Origin of the sequence: Xanthomonas sp. 3058, from assembly GCF_014199765.1 — a bacterium.
GTDB classification, from domain to species: Bacteria; Pseudomonadota; Gammaproteobacteria; order Xanthomonadales; family Xanthomonadaceae; genus Xanthomonas; species Xanthomonas campestris_B.
Map to the genome: position 1 here is coordinate 108,406 of NZ_JACHOF010000001.1, position 22,607 is coordinate 131,012.

At 64.0% G+C, this 22,607-nt stretch carries 22 protein-coding genes and 1 pseudogene; 11 read left to right on the forward strand and 12 right to left on the reverse strand.

Annotated features, from left to right (window positions below; all coding sequences use genetic code 11):
- Nucleotides 1-6 precede the first annotated feature (6 nt).
- From GGR61_RS00520 to metH, 4 genes are read left to right on the forward strand one after another with little or no spacing between them, the layout of a single operon-like run.
- The gene (locus GGR61_RS00520) at nucleotides 7-1,002 is read left to right on the forward strand and encodes a metalloregulator ArsR/SmtB family transcription factor (protein WP_184406156.1); all 996 of its coding nucleotides are present in this window, start codon (nucleotides 7-9) and stop codon (nucleotides 1,000-1,002) included.
- The gene (locus tag GGR61_RS00525) at nucleotides 999-2,138 is read left to right on the forward strand and encodes a homocysteine S-methyltransferase family protein (RefSeq protein WP_184406154.1); all 1,140 of its coding nucleotides are present in this window, start codon (nucleotides 999-1,001) and stop codon (nucleotides 2,136-2,138) included. Before GGR61_RS00520 ends, GGR61_RS00525 begins: the two co-directional genes overlap by 4 nt.
- Nucleotides 2,135-2,422 carry a hypothetical protein gene (locus GGR61_RS00530; RefSeq protein WP_184620102.1) on the forward strand — a complete coding sequence of 96 codons (288 nt, stop codon included), beginning with the start codon at nucleotides 2,135-2,137 and terminating at the stop codon, nucleotides 2,420-2,422. The genes GGR61_RS00525 and GGR61_RS00530 overlap by 4 nt, the downstream gene beginning before the upstream one ends.
- On the forward strand, nucleotides 2,419-5,172 hold the full coding sequence (gene metH / locus GGR61_RS00535) for a methionine synthase (RefSeq protein WP_184620103.1): 2,754 nt from the start codon (nucleotides 2,419-2,421) through the stop codon (nucleotides 5,170-5,172). Before GGR61_RS00530 ends, metH begins: the two co-directional genes overlap by 4 nt.
- A 432-nt stretch (nucleotides 5,173-5,604) precedes the next feature.
- On the opposite strand, the gene GGR61_RS00540 is transcribed toward metH, so the two are convergent.
- The 12 genes and pseudogenes from GGR61_RS00540 to GGR61_RS00590 all read right to left on the reverse strand — a co-directional run bounded on the left by GGR61_RS00540 (nucleotide 5,605) and on the right by GGR61_RS00590 (nucleotide 17,897).
- Complete coding sequence (locus GGR61_RS00540; protein WP_184406150.1) at nucleotides 5,605-6,810, reverse strand: AGE family epimerase/isomerase; 1,206 nt, start codon at nucleotides 6,808-6,810, stop codon at nucleotides 5,605-5,607.
- Nucleotides 6,807-7,793 carry a carbohydrate kinase gene (locus GGR61_RS00545; protein WP_184406149.1) on the reverse strand — a complete coding sequence of 329 codons (987 nt, stop codon included), beginning with the start codon at nucleotides 7,791-7,793 and terminating at the stop codon, nucleotides 6,807-6,809. Before GGR61_RS00545 ends, GGR61_RS00540 begins: the two co-directional genes overlap by 4 nt.
- Nucleotides 7,790-9,100, reverse strand: coding sequence for an L-fucose:H+ symporter permease (gene fucP / locus GGR61_RS00550; RefSeq protein ID WP_184620104.1), 1,311 nt, complete (start codon nucleotides 9,098-9,100; stop codon nucleotides 7,790-7,792). The genes GGR61_RS00545 and fucP overlap by 4 nt, the downstream gene beginning before the upstream one ends.
- 13 nt (nucleotides 9,101-9,113) lie before the next feature.
- Complete coding sequence (locus GGR61_RS00555; protein WP_184620105.1) at nucleotides 9,114-10,286, reverse strand: LacI family DNA-binding transcriptional regulator; 1,173 nt, start codon at nucleotides 10,284-10,286, stop codon at nucleotides 9,114-9,116.
- A 352-nt stretch (nucleotides 10,287-10,638) separates the two neighbouring features.
- Nucleotides 10,639-11,481: a transporter gene (locus tag GGR61_RS00560; protein WP_184620106.1), complete on the reverse strand. Its 843-nt coding sequence runs from the start codon at nucleotides 11,479-11,481 to the stop codon at nucleotides 10,639-10,641.
- Between the two features lie 118 nt (nucleotides 11,482-11,599).
- Entirely contained in the window at nucleotides 11,600-12,175 is a 576-nt protein-coding gene (locus GGR61_RS21335) for an SGNH hydrolase domain-containing protein (protein WP_326520612.1), read from the reverse strand.
- A gap of 526 nt (nucleotides 12,176-12,701) precedes the next feature.
- A pseudogene (locus GGR61_RS21340) lies at nucleotides 12,702-13,697 on the reverse strand (acyltransferase); the annotation flags it as partial.
- A gap of 221 nt (nucleotides 13,698-13,918) precedes the next feature.
- Entirely contained in the window at nucleotides 13,919-14,656 is a 738-nt protein-coding gene (locus GGR61_RS00570; protein WP_326520601.1) for a DUF2058 family protein, read from the reverse strand.
- A gap of 18 nt (nucleotides 14,657-14,674) precedes the next feature.
- A complete protein-coding gene (locus GGR61_RS00575; protein ID WP_024939344.1) occupies nucleotides 14,675-14,911 on the reverse strand; it encodes a SlyX family protein in 237 nt (78 codons plus the stop codon).
- Nucleotides 14,904-16,253 (reverse strand): UDP-glucose/GDP-mannose dehydrogenase family protein, encoded by a 1,350-nt coding sequence (locus GGR61_RS00580; RefSeq protein ID WP_184620108.1) that lies wholly within the window; start codon nucleotides 16,251-16,253, stop codon nucleotides 14,904-14,906. Before GGR61_RS00580 ends, GGR61_RS00575 begins: the two co-directional genes overlap by 8 nt.
- Nucleotides 16,254-16,277: 24 nt before the next feature.
- Nucleotides 16,278-17,249 carry an FKBP-type peptidyl-prolyl cis-trans isomerase gene (locus GGR61_RS00585; RefSeq protein WP_184406142.1) on the reverse strand — a complete coding sequence of 324 codons (972 nt, stop codon included), beginning with the start codon at nucleotides 17,247-17,249 and terminating at the stop codon, nucleotides 16,278-16,280.
- A gap of 90 nt (nucleotides 17,250-17,339) precedes the next feature.
- On the reverse strand, nucleotides 17,340-17,897 hold the full coding sequence (locus tag GGR61_RS00590; RefSeq protein WP_184620109.1) for a glutathione peroxidase: 558 nt from the start codon (nucleotides 17,895-17,897) through the stop codon (nucleotides 17,340-17,342).
- Nucleotides 17,898-18,032: 135 nt separating this feature from the next.
- Here GGR61_RS00590 and GGR61_RS00595 point away from each other — a divergent pair, with 135 nt between their 5' ends.
- The 7 genes from GGR61_RS00595 to GGR61_RS00625 all read left to right on the forward strand — a co-directional run bounded on the left by GGR61_RS00595 (nucleotide 18,033) and on the right by GGR61_RS00625 (nucleotide 22,528).
- The gene (locus GGR61_RS00595; protein WP_184406138.1) at nucleotides 18,033-18,281 is read left to right on the forward strand and encodes a hypothetical protein; all 249 of its coding nucleotides are present in this window, start codon (nucleotides 18,033-18,035) and stop codon (nucleotides 18,279-18,281) included.
- Between the two features lie 2 nt (nucleotides 18,282-18,283).
- Complete coding sequence (locus tag GGR61_RS00600) at nucleotides 18,284-18,646, forward strand: GntR family transcriptional regulator (protein WP_184406136.1); 363 nt, start codon at nucleotides 18,284-18,286, stop codon at nucleotides 18,644-18,646.
- Nucleotides 18,643-19,518, forward strand: a complete 876-nt coding sequence (locus tag GGR61_RS00605; protein WP_184620110.1) for an ABC transporter ATP-binding protein — start codon at nucleotides 18,643-18,645, stop codon at nucleotides 19,516-19,518. Before GGR61_RS00600 ends, GGR61_RS00605 begins: the two co-directional genes overlap by 4 nt.
- On the forward strand, nucleotides 19,515-20,501 hold the full coding sequence (locus GGR61_RS00610; protein ID WP_184406133.1) for an ABC transporter permease: 987 nt from the start codon (nucleotides 19,515-19,517) through the stop codon (nucleotides 20,499-20,501). The genes GGR61_RS00605 and GGR61_RS00610 overlap by 4 nt, the downstream gene beginning before the upstream one ends.
- Before the next feature lie 7 nt (nucleotides 20,502-20,508).
- The gene (locus tag GGR61_RS00615) at nucleotides 20,509-21,333 is read left to right on the forward strand and encodes a DUF4097 family beta strand repeat-containing protein (protein WP_184620111.1); all 825 of its coding nucleotides are present in this window, start codon (nucleotides 20,509-20,511) and stop codon (nucleotides 21,331-21,333) included.
- 32 nt (nucleotides 21,334-21,365) lie between these two features.
- Nucleotides 21,366-21,896, forward strand: coding sequence for a DUF2884 family protein (locus GGR61_RS00620; RefSeq protein ID WP_184620112.1), 531 nt, complete (start codon nucleotides 21,366-21,368; stop codon nucleotides 21,894-21,896).
- Between the two features lie 209 nt (nucleotides 21,897-22,105).
- A complete protein-coding gene (locus GGR61_RS00625; RefSeq protein ID WP_184620113.1) occupies nucleotides 22,106-22,528 on the forward strand; it encodes a hypothetical protein in 423 nt (140 codons plus the stop codon).
- The last annotated feature ends 79 nt before the right edge of the window (nucleotides 22,529-22,607 follow it).

Genomic DNA, 22,607 nt, shown 5'->3' on the forward strand with positions numbered 1-22,607 from the left:
ATATTCATGGATCTGGAAGACTGGTCGGCGCGCCTGAAGGTGTTTGCCGATGCCACCCGCGTCCGCCTGCTGACCTTACTGGAGCAGGAAGAACTCACCGTGGCCGAGCTGTCGGCGATCACCCGTCTGGCGCAGCCGCGCGTGTCCACGCATCTGGCCAAGCTCAAGGAGGCCGGGCTGGTGCGCGACCGCCGCGCCGGCGTGTCGGCCTACTACCGCTTCGATGAAGTGTCGCTGGACCCGGCGCAGCGCGCCTTGTGGCTGGCACTGAGCACCGGCAGCGACGATCCGCTGCTGCGCCAGGACGCCGAGCGCGTGGCCGCCGTGCTGGCCAATCGCGCCGCCGACCAGAACTGGGCCGATTCGGTGGCCGGCGACATGGAACGGCACTACTCCCCGGGGCGCACCTGGGAAGCGCTGGCGCGCACCGCGCTGCCCCTGCTGGAAACCGGCGACGTGCTCGACATCGCCTCCGGCGATGGCGTGCTGGCCGAACTGGTGGCGCCGCACGCCACCCGCTACATCTGCATCGACACCAGCGCACGCGTGGTCGCCGCTGCCAGCGAGCGTTTGCGCAAACTGCGCAACGTGGAAGTACGCGAAGGCGACATGCATGCACTGCCGTTCCCCGATGCCAGCTTCGACCTGGTGGTGCTGATGCACGCGCTCACCTATGCCGCCAAGCCGGCGCAGGCGGTGGCCGAATCGGCGCGTGTGCTGCGCCCCGGCGGCCGGCTGCTGCTGTGCAGCCTGGCCAAACACGAACATCGCGCGGCAGTGCATGCCTATGGCCACGTCAATCTCGGCTTTGCGGCTAAGGAATTGCGCAAGTTCGCCGAGAAGGCCGGGCTGGAGGTGTCCAGCCTGGAGACGGTGACACGCGAGAAGCGCCCGCCGCATTTCGAAGTGATTTCGTTGATTGCGATGAAGCCGGGAATCGGAAGTCGAGAATCGGGAATCGTTGAAAGCAAGAGCAACGCGCCGCGGAGAACCAACGCATGACACATCTGCCAATCCCCCCTGCCGAATCCTCCATTCCGTTCACGCTGCCATGGCTGCACCCAGAGCGCGCGGCCAAGCTCACCGCCGCGCTGCGCGAACGCATCCTCATCATCGACGGTGCGATGGGCACCATGATCCAGCGCCATGACCTGCAGGAGCCCGATTACCGCGGCACCCGTTTTGCCGACGGCTACGACAGCGCGCATGTGCATGGCCCCGGCTGCGATCACGCCCACGCCCCGGAAGGACACGACCTGAAGGGCAACAACGATCTGCTGCTGCTGTCGCGCCCGGAGATCATCGCCGGCATCCATCGCGCCTATCTGGATGCCGGTGCGGATTTACTGGAAACCAATACCTTCAACGCGACCTCGGTGAGCCAGGCCGACTACCACCTGGAACATCTGGTCTACGAATTGAACAAGGCCGGCGCACAGGTCGCGCGTGCATGCTGCGATGAAGTCGAAGCGCTGACGCCGCACAAACCGCGCTTTGTGATCGGCGTGCTCGGCCCCACCAGCCGTACCGCCTCGATCAGCCCGGACGTCAACGACCCCGGCTACCGCAACACCAGCTTCGACGCCTTGCGCGAGACCTATCGCGAGGCCATCGACGGCCTGATCGACGGCGGCGCCGATACCTTGATGGTGGAAACCATCTTCGACACGCTCAACGCCAAGGCCGCGCTGTATGCGATCGAAGAAGTCTTCGAAGCACGCGGCGGGCGCTTGCCGGTGATGATTTCCGGCACCATCACCGATGCGTCCGGCCGCACCCTATCCGGGCAGACCGCCGAGGCGTTCTATGCCTCGGTCGCGCACGGACGTCCGCTGTCGGTGGGACTGAACTGCGCACTGGGTGCCAAGGACTTGCGCCCGCATGTGGAAACGCTGTCGCAGATCGCCGACGCTTACGTCAGCGCGCATCCGAATGCCGGCCTGCCGAATGCCTTTGGCGAGTACGACGAAACACCGGAGGAAATGGCCGAGACCTTGCGCGAATTTGCCCAGTCCGGCTTGTTGAATCTGGTCGGCGGTTGCTGCGGCACATCGCCGGACCACATCCGCGCAATTGCCGAAGCGGTAGCGGATCTGCCGCCGCGGCAGTTGCCGGGTGCGCAGGAGTTGGCGGCGTGATGCAGTACGTTGGCCCTCATCCGGCGCTGCGCGCCACCTTCTCCCGCACGCGGGAGAAGGACAGCGCATTGCTCGACTCGGGGACGAAAATTCCCTTCTCCCGCACGCGGGAGAACGACAGCACATTGCTCGGCACGGGGATGAAAGCTCCCTTCTCCCGCACGCGGGAGAAGGTGCCCGAAGGGCGGATGAGGGCCATCGCGATCCGCGCCCTGCCGACCGCCAACCATCATCGTCTCGCCTGGACATTCGCCACGTCCGCTGCCAACCAGAGCATCGCATGAGCACTCCCCGCCACACCCGCCTGTCCGGCCTGGAACCGCTGGTCATCACCCCGGACCTGCTATTCGTCAACGTGGGCGAGCGCACCAACGTCACCGGCAGCGCGCAGTTCCGCAAGCTGATCAAGGAAGAGCGCTACGAAGAGGCGGTGGAAGTGGCGCGCCAGCAGGTCGCCAACGGTGCGCAGATCCTCGACGTCAACATGGACGAGGGCCTGATCGATTCGGAAAAGGCGATGACGCGCTTTCTCAATCTGATCATGTCAGAGCCCGATATCGCGCGCATTCCGGTGATGGTGGATTCGTCCAAGTGGAGCGTGATCGAAGCCGGCCTGAAGTGCCTGCAAGGCAAGAGTGTGGTCAATTCGATCTCGCTCAAGGAAGGCGAAGCGCAATTCATCGAGCAGGCGCGCAAGGTCTTGCGTTACGGCGCCGCTGCGGTGGTGATGGCCTTCGATGAAGTGGGCCAGGCCGATACCTGCGCGCGCAAGGTCGAAATCTGCACGCGCGCCTACAAGGTGCTGACCGAGCAGGTGGGCTTTCCGCCGGAAGACATCATCTTCGACCCGAACATCTTTGCCGTCGCCACCGGCATCGAAGAGCACGACAACTACGCAGTGGACTTCATCGAAGCCACCCGCGAGATCAAGCGCACCCTGCCGCATTGTCATATCTCCGGTGGCGTTTCCAACGTGTCGTTCTCGTTCCGCGGCAACGAGATGGTGCGCCAGGCGATCCACTCGGTGTTCCTGTTCCATGCGATCAAGGCCGGCATGGACATGGGCATCGTCAACGCCGGCGGCATGCCGATCTACGACGAGCTGGACCCGGAACTGCGTGAGCGCGTCGAGGACGTGATCCTCAACCGCCGCAAGGACGGCACCGAGCGGCTGCTGGAAATCGCCGAACGTTACAAGGGCAGCAAGAGCGCGGCGAAAGTCGAAGACCTCGCCTGGCGCGAAAAACCGGTGCGTGCGCGTCTGGCGCATGCGCTGGTGCACGGCATCGATGCATTCGTGGAAATCGATACCGAAGAAGCGCGTCAGCAATCCACGCGTCCACTGGATGTGATCGAAGGCCCGCTGATGGATGGCATGAACGTGGTCGGCGACCTGTTCGGCGCCGGCAAGATGTTCCTGCCGCAGGTGGTCAAGTCCGCACGCGTGATGAAGAAAGCGGTGGCGTACCTATTCCCCTTCATCGAAGCGGAAAAACTGCGCACCGGCGATGTCGGCAAGTCCAACGGCAAGATCATCATGGCCACGGTCAAGGGCGACGTCCACGACATCGGCAAGAACATCGTCGGCGTGGTGCTGGCGTGCAACAACTTCGATGTGGTGGACCTGGGCGTGATGGTGTCCGCGCAGGTGATCCTGGACCGTGCGCGCGCGGAAAATGCGGATCTGATCGGGCTTTCCGGCTTGATCACGCCGTCGCTGGAAGAGATGTCGCATGTTGCACGCGAGATGCAGCGACAAGGTTTCGAGATTCCGCTGCTGATCGGTGGCGCCACCACTTCGCGTGCGCACACCGCATTGAAGATCGACCCGCATTACACCGCGCCCACCGTGTGGGTGAAGGACGCCTCGCGTGCGGTGGGCGTTGCGCAATCGTTGATCTCGCGCGACTTGCGCCAGGCATTCGTGGCCGCCAACGATGCCGACTACGCAGAGATCCGCGCGCGTCACCGCAACCGCGGCGACGCCAAGCGTCTGGTCTCGCTGGAAAAGGCACGCGCCCAGCGTTTCGACGGCGATTGGGACAACTACACACCGCCCCCCCCGCGCCAGCCGGGCCTGCATGTGTTCGACGACTATCCGCTACAGGAGTTGATCGAGCTGATCGACTGGACCCCGTTCTTCCAGGCCTGGGAACTGGCCGGCAAGTTTCCGGCAATCCTCAGCGACGAAGTGGTCGGCACCCAGGCCAGCGAGTTGTATCGCGATGCACGCAAGATGCTGCGCACGATCGTCGCCGAAAAATGGTTGACCGCGAAGGCCGTGTTCGGACTATGGCCGGCCAATAGTGTGGGCGATGATGTTGTGTTGCTCACCGAGCCTGCGGAATCGGGAATCGGGAATCGGGAATCGCAAAGCGATCCATCAGCGCCTGACCATTCCCGATTCTCCATTCCCCATTCCCTGCACTTCCTGCGCCAACAGGTCGACAAACCCATCGACCGCCCCGACTTCTGCCTGGCCGACTTCATCGCGCCCAGGAGCTGCGGCAAGCAGGACTGGATCGGTGCGTTCGCAGTCACCGCCGGCATCGGTATCGACCGACATGTGGCGCGTTTTGAAGCCGCGCACGACGACTACAACTCCATCTTGCTCAAGGCGCTCGCAGACCGTCTGGCCGAAGCACTTGCCGAGCGTTTGCATCAGCGTGTGCGTACCGAGTTCTGGGGGTACATCGAAGACGAGGGATTGGACAACGAGGCACTGATCGCCGAGCGCTATCGCGGCATCCGTCCTGCACCCGGTTACCCTGCATGCCCGGAACACAGCGAAAAACGCACCTTGTTCGACCTGCTCGATGCCGAGCGCCACACCACGATGACGCTGACCGAAAGCTTCGCGATGCTGCCTACCGCAGCGGTGTCGGGTTATTACTTCAGCCATCCCAAGAGCCAGTATTTCGTAGTCGGGCGAGTTGGCAAGGAACAGGCAGCCGATTACGCCAAACGCAAGGGCATCACACTGGCGCTGGCCGAACGCTGGTTGGCATCGAATCTGGATTACGACCCGGAGTGAGGGCAGCTGATCTGCCGCCTGGATGCTCTGCCGCCTGGCTGCAGGGCCCTTGCCCGCCCACCGTCGCGGGACACGCTGCAAGTACGTCCTTGTAAGCTCTTACGCGGCATCCATGCCGCGTAAGGTCCCACGACGGTGGGCGGGCAAGGACCAGTCGAGATGGTCGGCATGCATGGGTTTAAACACAGCAACCAGCGGAGTCTCTGGTGCGGTGTGCTCGCCGCTGGCGGGACCGTGTGGCGGCATGTATGCCGCCACCGAGCCTCCACGGACGGATTCACGGCGTGTCCCGCAAGCGGTGAGGACATCGCGCCCTCGACCAACCAGGCTTCTGACCTCAACGTCTGACTGCAGCTAAACGAAGACTCCGAATCGATATCTCGGCGTCTTGACGTCGTTGAAAGGTCGGCACACCTCACCGACCGTGTCGCATCACGCAGCCGGCCGCAACACGTTCAAGACCTCGTAGCACGCACCCATGGTGTGGTAATCGGTCTTGCCGGCGGGGCTCTTCTCGTCGCTGTACTTGCGGTTGTCCGCATCCAGGATGCGATACCACGCGCCATAGCGATGGTCGATCATATGCTTCCAGGAGTAATCCCAGAGCTTGTCGTACCACTGCCAATAGCGCTCCTCGCCGCTGCGCTGGGCCAGCAACGCCGCCGCCGCCAACGACTCGGCCTGCACCCAGAAATACTTGTCGTCGTCGCAGACCTTGCCTTCAGGATCGAAGCCGTAATACAGCCCGCCACGCTGCGCATCCCACGAACGCGCCACTGCCACATCGAACAGATGTTGCGCGGTCGGCAGCAACCAATCGGCAGGTGCATAGCGATCCAGCAACATCAGCAATTTGGCCCATTCGGTCTGGTGACCCGGCTGAAAGCCCCAGGGGCGGAACAGGTGTTTGGGATTGTCGCGGTTGTAGTCCCAGTCGATGTTCCACTGCAGATCGTAGTGCTCCCAGACCAGGCCATCGGCCTTGGCTGCCTGCCGCCGGGTCATGGTGTCGGCCAGCGACAGGGCGCGGTCCAGATAACGTTGCTCGCCGCTGGCTTCATACGCAGCGATCATCGCCTCGCACATGTGCATGTTGGCGTTCTGGCCGCGGTAGCTGGTGAAGTTGAACTGCGCATCGGCTTCGTCGCGGTACAACCCGAATTCCGGCTCCCAGAAATGTTTTTCCAGCAGCTGCCAGGTCTCGTCCATCCATGCGCGCGCTTCATCGACACCGGCCTTCAGGCCGCACGAATACGCCAGCAACACGAAGGCAACGCCGTAGCAGTGATTCATGTCGTCTTCGACCACACCATCACGCAAGGTCCATGCATAGCCGCCGGTGGCCGCATTGCGATGCACGTTGCGCAGATAGTCCAGGCCGTGACGCACCGCCTGCAGATAGTCGGCATTGCCGAATTCGCGGTAGGCCATCGCGTAATTGAAGACAAAGCGTGTACTGCTGACCAGGTGCCGGTGCCCGGCATCGTAGATCGAACCGTCGTCGCGGAAATACTGGAAAAACCCGCCCGCCGGATCGATCGCGCGCGGGTGGTAGAACGCCATGGTGTCGGCAATATGCTGACGCAGCACGTCGGCCGAACGGAAATCGGGTGCAGGGGTCGCAGCTAAACGGCTCATGGTTGTTCCTGGATCAAGGAATGGACTTCATCGACACTGGGCATCGCCGCAAACGCGCCTTTGCGCGTCACCGCCAGCGCACCGACTGCGGCAGCAAAACGGATCACCTCGCCGATCGCACCGGTATCGCCGCACAGCTGCTCCAGCGTGGTCGCACGCGCGGCCAGCTGAAACAGCAAGCCGCCGACGAATGCATCGCCGGCTGCGGTGCTATCGCGCACCTGCACGCGGAACGCCGGCAGCTGGCCGGAGTCGGTACGCGTCTGCCAATGCACCGGCCCGCCACCATCGGTGACCAGCAACCAGCTGGCCTTGCCCTGCCAAAGCTTTTGGGTGACCGCGCTAGCATCGCCATCGAGCGTGCCGGCCAGGTAATCGAGTTCTTCGCGCGAGAGCTTGACCACATCGGCCAACGCCAGCGCTTCCCACAGCAGCGGCGCAGGATCCACATCCTGCGGCCACAACATCGGGCGCAGGTTCAAATCCAGGCTGACGATCGCGCCATCGGCGCGCGCGCGGCGCATGCCGTCGAGCGTGCACTGCGCGATTGCGGGCTCGGTCATGCTGTTGGAGCACACATGCAGCACGGCGGCCTGTTTGAAGCCGTCAGCGGCGAAGTGCTCGGGACGGAACAACAGATCCGCTGCCGGCGGGCGGTAGAAACTGAAGCTGCGCTCGCCCGCCTCGTCCAAGGCAACGAAGGCCAGCGCGGTCTTGGCCTGATCGGTACGCACGATGCCATCGGTCACCACGCCCGCCTGTTGCAGACTCTGCAGCAGAAAGTCGCCAAACATGTCGCGCCCGAGCATACCGACAAAATGCGCTGCACCGCCCAGCTTTGCCACCGCCACGGCGACATTGGCCGGCGCGCCGCCGGCATATTGCGCAAAGGTGCGCGCCTCGTGCGGACCCTCCGCCGGCAACGCCAGCATGTCGATCAAGGCCTCGCCGAAGCACACCACCTGGTTTCTGACGGCACTCATGCGCGCACCTCCGCCTGGGCACCGCGCAGACGTGAGCCCCAGATGCCGTAGAACACGATATACAGGTAGCACAGCAGCGGCAGCACGAACGACTCATGCAGGCCGATGCTGTCGGCCAGCAGACCTTGCAGATACGGCACGATGGCGCCGCCGACAATGGCCATGATCAACAGGCTCGATGCGCGACCGGTCAGCGGACCAAGGCGTTCAATGCCCAAGGTAAAGATGGTCGGGAACATGATCGAGTTGAACAATCCGATCGCCACCAGCGCATACACCGCCACCATGCCGCCACTGAGCATGGTCGCCCCCAACAGCAGCACGTTGATCGCAGCGAAGACCGACAGCAACACGCGCGGCGACAGCTTGGCCAGCAAGGCCGAGCCGATGAAGCGGCCGATCATCGCCAGTGTCCAGTAAGCCGACACGTAGTTGGTCGCCTCACGCTCGCTGAAGCCACCGATCTGCGGCAGCGAGAAGTAATTGACCATCAGGCTGCCGATCGCCACTTCCGCGCCGACATAGAAGAAGATCGCCAGCACGCCAAAGCGCACATGTGGATGACGCAAGGCATCGAGCAAGGAATGCTTGCTTTCGTCCTTCTGCGCGCCTGCGTCGGTCAGCGCCGGCAGACGGAACAAAAACACGAAGATCGCCAGCAAGAACAGCACGATGCCCAGACCGATGTACGGCCCCTGCACTGCCTGGGCCTCCTGCACGCGATAGGCCAGTTGCTCGGCTTGCGGCAGCACCTTGAGTTGATCGCTACTCATCACGGTGTTGGACAGGATCAGCCAGCCACCGAACAGCGGCGCGATTGCGGTGCCCAACGAATTGAGCGCCTGCGCCAGGGTCAGACGGCTGGAGGCACTGCGCTCGGGACCGAGCAATGCCACGTACGGATTGGCCGCCACCTGCAAGATGGTGATGCCGGTGGCCAGCACGAACAACGCACCGAGGAACGCTCCGTAGACGCGCAGCTCCGCCGCCGGCCAGAAGCCCAGCGCGCCCACCGCGGCCACTGCCAGCCCGGCAACGATGCCCTGCTTGTAGCCCAGCCTCGCCACCAGCCAGCCGGCCGGCAACGACATCAAAAAGTACGCGCCGAAGAAGGTGAACTGCACCAGCATCGCCTGCGCGAAGTTGAGCTCGAACACCGCCTTCAGATGCGGAATCAGGATGTCGTTGAGGCAGGTGAGAAAGCCCCACATGAAGAAGATCGTGGTGGCGACCGACAACGCGACGCCGTTGTTGACGGGCGCCTTGTTGCCGCTTGGCACAGTGGATTGCGTGGAAAGGGAAACCATAGGAATTGCCTGGTCAGCGGCCTGAGGCCTTGGTGGGGGAATGCACGGGAGAATCGTTGGAAGACTGCAGCAAAGGTCCGCAGCCTGGCGCGAATGCGCTGCTGGCGCGGATCTTCAATTCGACCGCGGCGGTCAGCCGCTGCGATGCAAGCTCGGGGCTGCCGATCCGCTGCAACACCAACTGCGCGGCCTGCCGGCCACGCGCACGCGGATCTGCAGCCAAGGTGGTCAACGCCGGGGTATACAACACCGCTTCGGCGATATCGTCGAAGCCGGTCACCGCAAAGTCGCGGCCCGGCACGATGCCATGCATCGTCAAGGCGGCCATCAGGCCCAACGCGACGCTGTCGTTGTAGCAAACCGCCGCAGTGGCGCCGACGTGATCGGCGCTGCCGAGCATGCGTGCGGCGCACAGTGCTGCGTCCTGCCGATTGGGCGCAGATTCGACGTAGTGCACGGCCAGGCCGGCGTCGGTCATCGCGCGCGCGTAACCGGCACGGCGTTGGCGGCAGGAACTGGATTGGGCATGTCCGCCGAAAAACACGATGCGCCGGTGCCCTTGTGCAATCAGATGCGCGCAGGCCAGCAACGCGCCCTGCTCGTTGTCCAGGGCCAGCAGATCCCAATGCGCGCCCTCCACTTCACGGTTGAACAGCACCACGTTGTGTTGACGTCCCAGCACCTGCGTCAGTGCCTGCGCCTGGCTGCCTTCGGCCGGCGACAGGATGATGCCGGCGGGCGTGTGTTCCATCAGCGAGGTCAGCACCGCCTGCTGCCGCTGCGTCGATTCGCCGGTGCTGCCAAGCAGGGTCACGTAGCCGGCTGCCCCCAATGCCTCGTCGACGCCTGCCGCGAATTCGGCGAAGAACGGATTGGACAGATCGTTGATGACCAACGCGATGCTGGACGAGGTGCGGCGGCGCAGATTGGCGGCGGCGCGGTTGTAGACGTAATTCTGGCGATCCAGCTCGGCCTGCACGCGCGCGCGCGTGGTCGCATGCACCAGCGGGCTGCCGCGCAGCACCAACGACACCGTCGCGCGGGAAACGCCAATGGCTAGCGCGATATCACGCAAGGTCACCGCACCACGACGGACGCGGCGCGCATCGTCGTCATGCCCAACCGAAGCCGTCGGCTTTGCAGGCGTCACGTTGCGGGCCTTGCGGTAAGAAAAGGGCGCATGCATCTAACGTTGATTGGATCGATCCAATTAGGCCTTTTCCCCGCAATCAATGCATGCGGCAGTGCAACATGACAGCCTTCGCAGATCGCTGGCATTCATCTAAAGGCTGGCAGTCAACTCTGCAGGCCTGCTCGCACAGCACGTAAAGATGTCACGCCGACATGTGCTCCAAAGCAACCGCGCCTTGGGTCGGAAAAAGACACCGCGTTTCAGGACACCGATCGCGTCAAAGACCCACCAGGCAGATACCGATTTCCCGGCGATCGAACGTCGCCGCAAGCGCAGCACCCACGCCGGAGACGATGCAATGCAATCACGTCTGCAGCAGTGCGACAGGCGCGGCGTGCCGCTTCGCTCATTGAAACGCAATCGACAACCCGATCCCGCCCTGCCAATCCGGACTTTCCGAGGTCAGTCCGCGCAGCAGCGAAACGTCCAGTTGCATTGCGTGCGGCAGCTGCCAGGCACCGCCTGCACCGGCCACGCGCGAATGCTCGCTGCCGGTGTCCACGCCTGCTTCCACATAGCTACTGAAATGTTCGCCAGAAAAGAAGGTGTAGTTGGGTGAGAACGTCCAGGTGTGTCCGGTGTCGTCGCGTGCGTAGTTGACGTACACCGCCAGTGCGCGCGCTTGCGCCAGATCCCAGGACGCGGTCACGCCCACCTCGCGTGCATAGCCATCGCTGAACGCGCGGCTGCCGGTCGGGAGGCTGTAGGTGCCCAGTGCGGCCCAGTGAAAGCGGTCCGAGCGCGACGGCAATGCCACCTTCACTCCGACCTGGCTATCGCCGCCGCCATGCACACGCCTGCCGCCACCATGTTGCCAGTTGTAGCTGTCGCTCCCCACCTGCAGTTCCACGTTCCGGGACACGCCAAGACGCAGCACCGTATCGGCGCTGTACTGGGTGATCCGCTGACCGTTGCTGCGGTCGGTACTCGCATCCGGCAGGCCCTGCTCCCAGGCAAACACGCCGGGCTGCAGCGTTTCGGCAGCGAACGGAATGCCAGGGCGATCGAACGCCGGTGCATCCTCGCTCTGCGCTGCCGCCGGCCGGCTGGCCACGCACAGCGCGAACGCCAATCCGGCCGATGCCAGACGCCCCGGATGCAGGCGTGAAGCACGACGCACCGTCAGAAGCGCGACTGCACCGGCACGGGACTGCAGGGAATTGGAGGACATGGACATAGACGGCACCATCGGCAAAAAGTGAGCAGCGACGCAGCCGGCAATACGCGCCCCTACGTCAACCAATAACGGCGTGCATGGTGGCGCGCGTGCCGTGACCGGCCCGTGCATCTCCCACCACGCGCATGGATCATGGAGCAGGCGATGCAGGCGCGGGCAAATTGCGCAGATGCACGGTAAAACCCGGCAGCAGCACACGGTTGCCATAACCGCTCAAGTGATCGGCATCGAAGAACAGCGGCCGACCCTGCTGCGTCGGCGCGCACAGCTGCGCATCGCACAACAGCGGCAGCGGATCCCAGATGCTGGCGCCTTGCAGTCCAGCCGCAATACGCTGCAGCCCGTCGAGGGCCGGCGCGCGATAGTCCTCCATCGTCTTGCGCTCGATCTGCATGCCGTTGGCGCAGATCGCGTTGCCGCGATTGAACCAGTCCGAGCAGCGATACGGCGGCGCCATAAGGACCGGTTTGGGCGCCTCCAGCACGATCAGCACGCCACGCGCCTGCACGGGCGTCAACAACGCGATCGTCCCGGCCACCATCGCATCGCGTTCGTGCTGTGCCTGTTCGCTCTGCAATATGGCGATATTGCGGTGCAGATCGAACACCACATCCTGCTCGGCCAGGCGCGGCACGCGCAGGCCAGGCAGAAACAGTACATCGCCCGGCCGCGCTCTGGCAGCCACATCCTCCAGCGCCGGACGCACAAACGCATCGCAACCTGCCGACAGCCCCCCCCGGCTGCATCGATGCGACCGAACACCCGGCCACCCCGTACACGCGCACGCTGCCGCCTTCCATCACCGCAAAGCGACGCAACAGCTCGTTGTAAGCAAGCGCATGCGAGTCGCCCATCACGAACACCTGCCGCTGACTGGCGGCAGGCCGCGCGCACTGTCCGCGCGCGAAGATCCGCACCGGCTGCCCGGCCACAGACGCATTGCTCGCAACCAGACGACAGTCCGGCAGCTCCTTGCGCAAGCCGCGCGCGTACGCATACCAGTCCAGCGGATGACGACTGACCGTACTCAACGACGTATAGGGCGCCAACTTGATCACTGCCGACTGCACGCCAGCGGCCAGCACCAAGGCGCCGATGCCGACCATCACCACGCGCATGTTCGACCAGCCGCCCAGGCGCCGCGTGCGCCACGGCAGTTCCACCCAGCGATACGACGCCGCTGCGCACGCAAACGTCAGCACCAGTGCCAGCAGCTTGGCGCCCGACGTCTCCAGCCCGATGGTCCAGCGCAGCACCACCAGCACCGGCCAATGCCACAGGTACAACGAGTACGAAATGCGCCCGATCGCGACCACCGGCGTGGCGGAGAATACGCGCCCCACCCAGCCGTCGGCATGGCGATGCAACAACGCCAACAACGCCACCGTGCCCAGTACCGGCCACAGACCGTCGCTCCACGGCGAGTGGCCGGGACGTGCGTTCCACAAGCCGTTGCCGATGCTTGCCAGGGCCAACAGCAACAGCACCGCGCGTAGCGGCGCAGGCACCCCGATGCCTGCGGCAAACAGATTGCGCCCATCGCGACCGCGCAGCAACGTCATCAGCTGATACAACAACACCCCTGCACCCAACTGCCAGAAGCGCGCGGTGGTCAGATAGAACGACGTGACCTCATGTCCGGGCACATGCGTGCGTTGCCACGCATACCCCAACGACGCTGCGCTGGCGAGCACGAACACACCCAGCGACCAGGCGCGCCCGGCACCACCACGCATCCAGGCCAGAAACATCCACGGAAACAGCAGATAGAACTGCTCTTCCACGCCCAGCGACCAGGTCTGGGTGTATGGATTGAATTCGGCACGCGGCGAGAAATAATCCTGCCCGACACTGGCCAGCACCCAGTTGCTCAACCCGAACACCGCCATGCGGCCGGTTTTCGTGCTGGCTTCGCTCAGCCACGACTCGGGAATGAACAACGTCGAAAACAGCGCGGTAGTCACCAGGCAGGCCAGCAACGCCGGTGCGATCCGCCGCAGGCGGCGCGCGTAGAACCGCGTCAGCTCGGCAGCGAACGAGATGCGCGGCAGCCGATCCACCGACGCACTGACCACAAACCCGGAGATGACGAAGAACACGTCCACGCCAGTGAAGCCACCGGGCAACCAGCTCGCATCCAGGTGATAGGCGATGACCGATAGTACGGCCAGCGCGCGCAAGCCATCGATATGGGCAAAGTAACCAGTCCCTGAAACCGAGCGCGTCATCCTGATCCTCGAAAAATCGGTGCTTTGAATCTGCGTGAGCGGCGATACGCCGCCGGCAGGCCGCAGCTGGCATGGAACACGGCCGGCCCCGCGATGCAGCGAGAACGTATCGCTGCGGATCTAGCGCATCCCGCTGGCGGCCGCGCAGACGTTGTGTGGCCCTTTCAACAGATGGGCACCCATCGGGTGCCCAGGCGCCAACATGGTTGCGTCGTGCGGCGTTACCAGACCAGGTCGTCTGGCACCTGGTACTGGGGGTCGGCGTAAGGGTCCTCACCCGCTGGCGCGTTTGGATCCACCTTCAATGCCACCGAGGGTGCGAACACCGCTTCAGCCTCCGCCAGTACCTCGGCGGTGACCAACAGATAGCGACCATTGAGCTGCAACACACCGAGCTCACCGGCGTTGAGCGCCTTGAGCTGCTCGGCAGTCACGTAGATGCGCTTGATCTTGCCGCCATACGGAAAATGCCGGGCAATCTCCGCGTCGGCATGATTCAACCCCTTGTCCTTGAGCAGTTCTTCGAGCTTGGCCTTGGCTTCGCGACGCAGGCGTGCTTCTTCCTGCTTCAGCCGCTCGGCTTCGATGCGCTCGTCCTTCTCGCGTTGTGCGCGAATCGCATAGGCCTTGGCCAGATCGATATCTTCGCGCGTGCGTGCGGGCCTGGGGCCGCGTCGGTCGGCATTGGGATGCTGCGGACGTGGAGCAGCTGCAGGCTTGCCATCGTTGCGACGATCGGGCCTGCCATCGCTTTTGCGCTCGCCCTTGCCGTCGGTTGCCGCAGCGGCGTGCGGCCGCTGCGGCCCCCTGCCCTGGCCGCCCGGCTTGTTGCCGCCGGGCGCAGGCCTGCCACCGTTGCCATGGTGACGCGCGCCGGGCCGGGCGTCGGGTTTGCGTTCGGGCTTGGGGGCGGACTTGAAGCCCAACCCAAGCAGCTGGTCACGTAAGGTATCGCTCATGGCGGTGGCAATCTGCAATCAATAATGCGGAGGCGGCGGTTCATCCGCTGCATCGGCAAACAACGTGGAGCGCACCTTGCCCAGATCCTCGAGCAGGTGGCGGATCAGTTCGGCATTGCGGGCGCCCGTCAAACGGGCGTCCGCAAGTGCTTCACTCAGTTCATTGAGCGCCTGTTCCTGAAAGGACAGGCGCGTTTCCAGTTCCACCAACCGCGCGTCCAGTTCCTGGTCGCGCGGTGAGAGTTGCTCATGCATGCAACGAACGGCCTCGTCCGATGGCGTAGTAGGCCAGACCTGCGGCTTCGATCTCCTGCGGGTCGTAAAGGTTGCGGCCGTCGAACACGACGTCGTCCTTCAAGGCCTGCTTGATCTTGCCGAAATCCGGGCTACGGAACTGCTTCCACTCGGTGACCACGACCAGGGCGTCGGCACCTTCCAGCGCAGCGAATGCGTCGTCGCAGAAGGTCAGGTCGTCGCGCTCGCCGAAGATGCGCTTGGCTTCGTGGGTCGCTTCCGGGTCGTAGGCACGCACGGTGGCACCGGCCTCCCACAACTGCTCCATCAAACGGCGGCTGGAGGCGGCACGCATGTCGTCGGTATTGGGCTTGAACGCAAGGCCCCACACCGCGAAGGTCTTGCCGGCGATGCTGCCGGTTCCTTCGGTGCCGTAGTGGCGCTGCACCAGTTCGAACAAGTGACCCTTCTGCGCGTTGTTGACGCTCTCCACCGCGTTGAGCAGGGTTGGCTGCATGCCGTACTGCTCGGCGGTCTTGGCCAGCGCCTGCACGTCCTTGGGGAAGCACGAGCCGCCGTAACCGGCGCCTGGGTAGATGAAGTGCCAGCCGATGCGCGGGTCGGAGCCGATCCCGTTACGCACGTGCTCGACGTCCGCACCGACACGCTCGGCAATATTGGCGATCTCGTTCATGAAACTGATCTTGGTCGCCAGCATCGCGTTGGCCGCGTACTTGGTCAGCTCGGCCGAGCGCACGTCCATTTCCACGATGCGGTCGCGGTTGCGGTTGAACGGCGCATACAGACGGCGCATGCGCGCGATGGCCGCCGGCTTCTTGGCACCGATCACGATGCGATCCGGACGCATGCAGTCGGCCACGGCGTCGCCTTCCTTGAGGAACTCGGGGTTGGAGACGACGTCGAACTCGTGGTCCACGCCGCGTGCGTCCAGCTCTTCCTGGATCGCCACGCGCACCTTGTCGGCAGTGCCGACCGGCACGGTGGACTTGTTGACGACCACCGACGGGCCGTCGATATGACGACCGACAGTGCGTGCAACCGCCAGCACGTACTGCAGGTCGGCACTGCCATCCTCGTCCGGCGGCGTGCCCACGGCGATGAAGGTGATTTCGCCGTGCGCGATCGCCTCTGCAGCGTCGGTGGTGAAGCGCAACCGGCCAGAGGCGTGGTTGGCTTTCACCATCGGCTCCAGGCCGGGTTCATAGATGGGAATCACCCCACGATTGAGACCATCAACTTTCGCCTGGTCGATATCCACGCAGATAACGTGATGACCTACTTCCGCCAGACAGGTACCGGTGACAAGACCAACATAGCCGGTACCAAAGATCGCAACTCGCATGGGTGGGGGTACTCCTGTGGGGGATCAGGGAAGGATACCCATCAGTTCGACATCAAACGTCAACGTTGCGTCAGGTCCGATCGGCCCACCCTGTGTGCCGTTCGGGCCGTAGGCCAGGTTGGATGGGATCCAGAAACGATATTTCGAACCGACCGGCATCAATGCGACGCCCTCGGTCCAACCGGGAATGACTTGATCCAGGCCGAATTCGGCCGGCTGGCCGCGCTGGTAGGAACTATCGAACACCTGCCCGTCGAGCAGCTTGCCCTCGTAGTTCACGCGCACCTTGTTGGTCCGCATCGGGCGCTCGCCGCTGCCCTGGCGCAGCACCATGTACTGCAGGCCCGACGCGGTGGTGATCACGCCCTTCTCGGTCTTGTTCTTGGCCAGGAAGGCATTGCCTTGCTCGCGATTCTTGGCGCCCACCGCACCTTGCTTGGCAGAGGCGAACGCCTGCATGGTGGCGGCGGCTTCCTGCTGGGTCAGACGCGTGGTGCCCTTGGCGAACACGGTGCGCACGGCCTCCATCAGGATCGACAGATCGATCTCGTCCTTGATGCCGGCCAGCGACGGACCGACCGCGCGGTCGCCGAGCATCAGGCCAACGTTTTCCTTGGACGGCGCGGCCGGCGCGCTTCCCGGTGCCATGCCCGGAACCGGCTGGCCATTGCGGGCCGCCAGCGCCGTGCGCAAGGCGGTATCGGTCGCCTGGGTCTGTTCGTCGGACAGCAGCGGCTTGCCACCCTTGAATGCATTCTCGATGGCGCGCTGCATTGCGCTCAGGTCGATGTCCTGGGCAATCGGCTCGAACGAACGCGCCACGTCCATGCCGATGGCGTAGCTGACGTTCTCGCGCGTGCTCTTCTCAGACGATGCATTCAAAACTGGCTTCTCCTTGGTGGCCGCTGCGGCCGGTTGCTGCGACATCGCCGGCATCGATGCCGACAGTGCCACCATCAGTAGCGACGCCGCCGCGCCGCGCTTTCCCATCTTCATTCGATGCACTTCCCGAAAGTGAAAAGACACGCCACCGATGGCGCTGAACAGGCATTGTCGCATGCGCGCGCGGCGATGCGAGAGCCGTCCTCAGCGCGTCGGTGCCTTGAGCTCGCGTTCGATGGCCGCCAGCACGCTCGGATCGTCCGGCTTGATCTTGCTGGGGAACTGCGCCACCACGCGTCCATCGCGGCTGATCAGATACTTGTGGAAGTTCCAGCCAGGCGCCACGCCGGTAGCCTTGGTCAGGCGCTGATACAGCGGGGTTGCCTCAGCACCCAGCACATGCACCTTCTCGAACATCGGGAACTTGACGCCGTAGGTCAGCGTGCAGAATTCCTGGATCTGCTTTTCCGACCCGGGCTCCTGGCCCTGGAAGTCGTTGGACGGAAACCCCAGCACGGTGAAACCCCGGCTGCCGAAACGCTGGTTGAGCGCTTCCAGCCCTTCGTACTGCGGGGTGTAGCCGCATTTGCTGGCGGTATTGACCACCATCACCACCTTGCCTGCGTAGGCACGGTTCAGGTTGATTGGCGCCTTCCCGGCCAGCGGTCGATAGTCCAGATCCAGCACGGGGGTGCCCGCCGCCATGGTCGACATCGAAAAAACCCCAGCGAATACAACAACTAGCAAGCGATTGAGCAACATGCGCGATCCCCTTCGAAAGGTTCAGGGCCACCCGCCGCTGCGGGGTGCCATAAGTTGGGTAGGACAGGAGTTGACTACCTGCGTGTCGGTGTTATAGTTGAATACAACACCAGTCATCCAACGCAGAGGCAATCCATGAACAGCACACGCGTCAAGCGACCAGTTCCGCTGTTGCTGTTCGGCAGCACCCTGCTCGTCGTTGGTTGCCTGGGAGCCGCTTCCAGTCAGATGACGGAGTCCGGCGCCGATTATGGCGTGTCGGAGGCGGTTACGGAAAACGCGACAACTCCCCCCGAGGAGCGCACCCGGCCCAGCCGGCACCTGCGCGCTTCGCTGTCGATGCCCTTTTTCTCCTTCGCGCAGGTCCTGCGTCCACGGAGCTGATCATGACCGACATTCAATGGAGCGATGGCGCTCCGATCTACCGCCAACTCAAGGAACGGGTCATTGCCATGATGCTGGATGGAATCCTCAAGCCTGGCGACGCCCTGCCTTCGGTACGGCAAGTGGCGGCCGACTACCAACTCAACCCCATCACCGTCTCGCGCGCCTATCAGGAATTGGCCGATGAGAACCTGGTGGAGAAACGCCGCGGCCTGGGCATGTTCATGACCCCGGAAGCCGCACAGAAGCTGCGCGGCAGCGAACGCGAGCGTTTCTTGAACGAAGAATGGCCTGCGGTGCTGGAACGCATCCAGCGCCTGGGACTATCCATCGACGATCTGTTGCCACAGGGAAAAACACCATGACTGCCGTCTCCAACGACCATGTAGTCGACGCACGTGGCCTGCGCAAGGCCTACAAGCATCGGCTCGCGCTGGACAACACCAGCTTCACCATTGCCCCCGGGCGCATCGTCGGATTGATCGGCCCCAACGGCGCCGGCAAGACCACCGCGCTCAAGGCCGTGCTGGGGCTGACCGATTTCGATGGCGAATTGAACGTGCTGGGCATGGATCCGCGGACCCAGCGCAACGCCCTGATGAACCAGGTCTGCTTCATCGCCGACGTGGCGGTATTGCCGCGCTGGTTGCGGGTGGGCGAGGCGATCGACTTCGTTGCCGGCGTGCATCCGCGCTTCGATCGCGCCAAGTGCGAGCGTTTTCTGGCCAATACGCAGCTCAACCGCAAATCGCGGGTGCGCGAACTGTCCAAGGGCATGATCGTGCAGCTGCATCTGGCGCTGGTGATGGCCATCGACGCGCGCATCCTGGTGCTGGACGAACCCACGTTGGGCCTGGACATCCTGTATCGCAAGCAGTTCTACCAGCGTCTGCTGGAGGATTATTTCGACGAGCAGAAGACCATCATCGTCACCACCCATCAAGTCGAAGAGATCGAGCACATCCTCACCGATGTGATGTTCATCCGCGACGGCCGCATCGTGCTGACCGCCGACATGGAAAACGTGGCCGAGCGCTACACCGAAGTGCTGGTGACTGCCGAGCACCTCGACGCCGCCCGCGCCTTGAACCCGATCGACGAACGTGGCCTGCCGTTCGGCAAGACCGTGATGCTGTTCGATGGCGTGCCGAAGGCACAACTCGCCGGCTTCGGCGAAACCCGCAATCCCGGCCTGGCCGACCTGTTTGTTGCCGTCATGAAGGGGACCTACGCATGAATGCCATGACCAACCACGCATCGCCTGCCCGTACCTTCGGCTGGCTGCTCAAACGCGAATACTGGGAACACCGTGGCGGCTTCGTCTGGGCGCAGGTCATCACCGGCGGTATCGCGGTGTTCTTCGCGCTGCTGGGCGCGGTGATCGGTGCGATCAGCGCCCGCCGCAACATGGTCGGCGACAGCATGACGATGTCGGACATGGCCGAGTACACCCGCACCCTCGGCCAGGTCGGCGACGGCCTGCTGTTGGGCGGTATCGGCATCGCCTCGGTGGTGCTGGCGTTTGTCGTGTTCTTCTACGCGCTTGGCAGCCTCTACGACGACCGCCGCGACCGCAGCGTGCTGTTCTGGAAATCGTTGCCGGTGTCCGACGTGCAGACGGTGCTGTCCAAAGCCGCCTGGGCGTTGTTGCTGGCCCCGCTTGTCGCAATCGCCATCGGCGTGCTGGTCGGCTTGGCGTTATGGCTGATCGCCATCGGCGGCGCGTTGATCGCCGGCGTGCCCAATCCATGGGGGCTGGCCACTCACTCGCATCCGTTCTCGCTGTTGTGGCTGATGCTGCGGACCGTCCCGATGGGCTTGCTGTGGTCGCTGCCCACCGTAGGCTGGCTGATGTTCTGCTCGGCCTGGGCCACCAGCAAGCCGTTCCTGTGGGCGGTGCTGTTTCCGCTGCTGGCCTGCGTGATGTTGAGCATTCTCGCGGCCATGCCGGGCGTCTCGCTGCCGATCGGCGAGATCTGGTACATCGTCGGCTATCGCGGTCTGCTCAGCGCCCTGCCCGGCACTTGGTCGCCGCTTGCCGTCAGCGGCAATCTGGACAGCAGTGCGATGCAAAACCCCAGCGACCTGGTGCAATGGGCGTTGCAGCACACCGATAGTTCGCGGGTCTACGGCGACCCGGACATCTGGATCGGTGCCGCCATCGGCATCGCGCTGATCGCCGCTTCCATCTATCTGCGCCGTCGGCGCTCCGAAGCCTGAGGTCCGCATGCGCCTGCATCTGAGTCTGGCCATCCTGTTCGCATTGCCTGGCGCGGCGTTTGCCGAGGAGCAATGCAAGTTCTCCGAACCCCGCAGCCTGGATCTGCAACTGACGGGAGTGAAGACGGTGTTGTTCGAGGTCGGCTCCAACGACCTGCATCTGACCGCAGCACCCGGCAACGGCGGGCGTTTGAGCGGCCGCGCCTGTGCAGCACACGCCAATCTGCTCAAGGGCCTGACCATCACCCAGAAGCGCGTTGGCGACAAGCTGGTGGTGGCCCTGGCGGAGGACCGCCCGCTGCGTATTTCCATCGGCGAAAGCTACTCGTATCTGGACCTGCGCGGCAGCGTGCCCGACAGCATGCTGGTGCAGCTCGATCTTGGTTCCGGTGACGCCGACATCAGCGGCGCTGCCGCCGTCAGTGCCGACGTCGGCTCGGGCGACATGGCCATTCGCCGGACCAGAGGCCGCGTGACCGCCAAGGTCGGTTCCGGCGACATCGAGCTGGAGGACATGGGGTCGCTGCGCGTACTGAGCGTGGGCTCGGGCGACCTCAAGGCGCGCCAGATACGTGGCGCGGCTGATGTCGGCAAGGTCGGTTCGGGCGACGTCACACTGCGCGGGGTCGCAGGCAACGTCACGCTGGGCACGGTCGGTTCGGGCGACGTGGATATCGACGACGTGCAAGGCAACGTCAGCGTCGACGCGGTCAACTCCGGCGCACTGACGGTGCGCAAGGTGCGAGGCGATGTCGGCGTCGCGCGCAAGGGCAGCGGCGATATCGACGTCGAGGATGTCACCGGCACCACGCGCGTGCCGGCCGATAACTGATCACTTCATTGACGACCTAAGGGGGACTACCGATGAAATTGTTTATCTCTGCAGTGGTGATGAGTGCATTGCTGGTCGGCTGCGGCAAATCCGAACCCAAGGTCGATATGTCCGGCCAGAACAGCGGCAGTGGCGTGACCTTCAATGGCAAGAGCGTGACGCTCAAGCGTGACGGACTCCCGGCCGCCACCATCGGCGTGGATGGCGCGCTCAGCATCGATGGCAAGCCGGTGGCGCTGAACGATGCGCAGCGCCAGGCAATGCGCGGCTTCTACGCGCAGATCCAGGGCGTCGCCGAAAAAGGCATCGACATCGGCACCCAGGGCGCGGCCTTCGGTGCGCATGCCGCAGGCGAAGCGCTCAAGGGCGTGCTCAGCGGCAATACCGACCAGATCGGCGACAAGATCCAAGCCGAGGCGGAAACCTTCAAACACAAGGCGATGCAGATCTGCGATCAACTGGCCAAGCTGCGCAGCGCGCAAGACGCCGCTGCGCAACTGGTGCCGGTATTCGCGCCGTACTCCACCCTGACCCAGAACGACGTCGACGACTGCCGCAAGTAAGCGCGGCGATGACGGCCGCTGCGCAGCCACTGGCAGGCGCAGCGGTTGCCTGCCTCCGGATGGATCGCAGGACGGTGCCGAATGCTGCACGCAAACAACCCACCGACAGCGGCCTGCGACATTTTGTCAGCCAGTCGGGGCGGCCACCGCCCCGATCAGCAGGCCGGGGCAGGATTACACTAGCGCGCTCCCCTCGACCCATTGACCCCATGAACAAGTTCGTGATGCTTTGCATGGCGCTGCTGCTATGCGCCCTGACCGCCTGTGGCGACCAGTCGTCCCGCCGCGCCGAACGCGGCAAGCCGCGCGTTGCGATCACCACCCAGTCGGTGATGATCCGCCGTCCACCGGCCGCCAATGCGGAAATCACCCCCGACGGCACGCTGAAAATCGACGATATCGCGCTACCGCAGAAAGAACCGACGCGCGCCAAGCTGCAGTTGCTGTTCGGGCATCTGCAGATGCTGCGTCAGCAGGCGGTCAACGACGCCGGCACGGATCCGGAATACAAGTCGATCAAGCTGACCGCCACGCCGGAGATCCAACAGCTCAGCAGCGAGTTGCTGGATGAGATTCCCTCGTTGCAGCCGTACCGCGAGAGCTTCGGCAACGTGCAGGCCGAGCGGCACTGACGAGCACGCGAAACGGCACGCAACACCCGGACTCGGGCCTGAGCAAGAGCGCGCCTGAGTGCGATGCGGCGTGGGCGAT

Bases quoted from the DNA above. Each gene is read 5' to 3' on its own strand.
- GGR61_RS00520 (WP_184406156.1), top strand. From the start codon at position 7: ATGGATCTGGAAGACTGGTCGGCGCGCCTGAAGGTGTTTGCCGATGCC.
- GGR61_RS00525 (WP_184406154.1), top strand. From the start codon at position 999: ATGACACATCTGCCAATCCCCCCTGCCGAATCCTCCATTCCGTTCACG.
- metH (WP_184620103.1), top strand. From the start codon at position 2,419: ATGAGCACTCCCCGCCACACCCGCCTGTCCGGCCTGGAACCGCTGGTC.
- GGR61_RS00540 (WP_184406150.1), bottom strand. From the start codon at position 6,810: ATGAGCCGTTTAGCTGCGACCCCTGCACCCGATTTCCGTTCGGCCGAC.
- GGR61_RS00545 (WP_184406149.1), bottom strand. From the start codon at position 7,793: ATGAGTGCCGTCAGAAACCAGGTGGTGTGCTTCGGCGAGGCCTTGATC.
- fucP (WP_184620104.1), bottom strand. From the start codon at position 9,100: ATGGTTTCCCTTTCCACGCAATCCACTGTGCCAAGCGGCAACAAGGCG.
- GGR61_RS00555 (WP_184620105.1), bottom strand. From the start codon at position 10,286: ATGCATGCGCCCTTTTCTTACCGCAAGGCCCGCAACGTGACGCCTGCA.
- GGR61_RS00560 (WP_184620106.1), bottom strand. From the start codon at position 11,481: ATGGTGCCGTCTATGTCCATGTCCTCCAATTCCCTGCAGTCCCGTGCC.
- GGR61_RS00570 (WP_326520601.1), bottom strand. From the start codon at position 14,656: ATGAGCGATACCTTACGTGACCAGCTGCTTGGGTTGGGCTTCAAGTCC.
- GGR61_RS00575 (WP_024939344.1), bottom strand. From the start codon at position 14,911: ATGCATGAGCAACTCTCACCGCGCGACCAGGAACTGGACGCGCGGTTG.
- GGR61_RS00580 (WP_184620108.1), bottom strand. From the start codon at position 16,253: ATGCGAGTTGCGATCTTTGGTACCGGCTATGTTGGTCTTGTCACCGGT.
- GGR61_RS00585 (WP_184406142.1), bottom strand. From the start codon at position 17,249: ATGAAGATGGGAAAGCGCGGCGCGGCGGCGTCGCTACTGATGGTGGCA.
- GGR61_RS00590 (WP_184620109.1), bottom strand. From the start codon at position 17,897: ATGTTGCTCAATCGCTTGCTAGTTGTTGTATTCGCTGGGGTTTTTTCG.
- GGR61_RS00595 (WP_184406138.1), top strand. From the start codon at position 18,033: ATGAACAGCACACGCGTCAAGCGACCAGTTCCGCTGTTGCTGTTCGGC.
- GGR61_RS00600 (WP_184406136.1), top strand. From the start codon at position 18,284: ATGACCGACATTCAATGGAGCGATGGCGCTCCGATCTACCGCCAACTC.
- GGR61_RS00605 (WP_184620110.1), top strand. From the start codon at position 18,643: ATGACTGCCGTCTCCAACGACCATGTAGTCGACGCACGTGGCCTGCGC.
- GGR61_RS00610 (WP_184406133.1), top strand. From the start codon at position 19,515: ATGAATGCCATGACCAACCACGCATCGCCTGCCCGTACCTTCGGCTGG.
- GGR61_RS00615 (WP_184620111.1), top strand. From the start codon at position 20,509: ATGCGCCTGCATCTGAGTCTGGCCATCCTGTTCGCATTGCCTGGCGCG.
- GGR61_RS00620 (WP_184620112.1), top strand. From the start codon at position 21,366: ATGAAATTGTTTATCTCTGCAGTGGTGATGAGTGCATTGCTGGTCGGC.
- GGR61_RS00625 (WP_184620113.1), top strand. From the start codon at position 22,106: ATGAACAAGTTCGTGATGCTTTGCATGGCGCTGCTGCTATGCGCCCTG.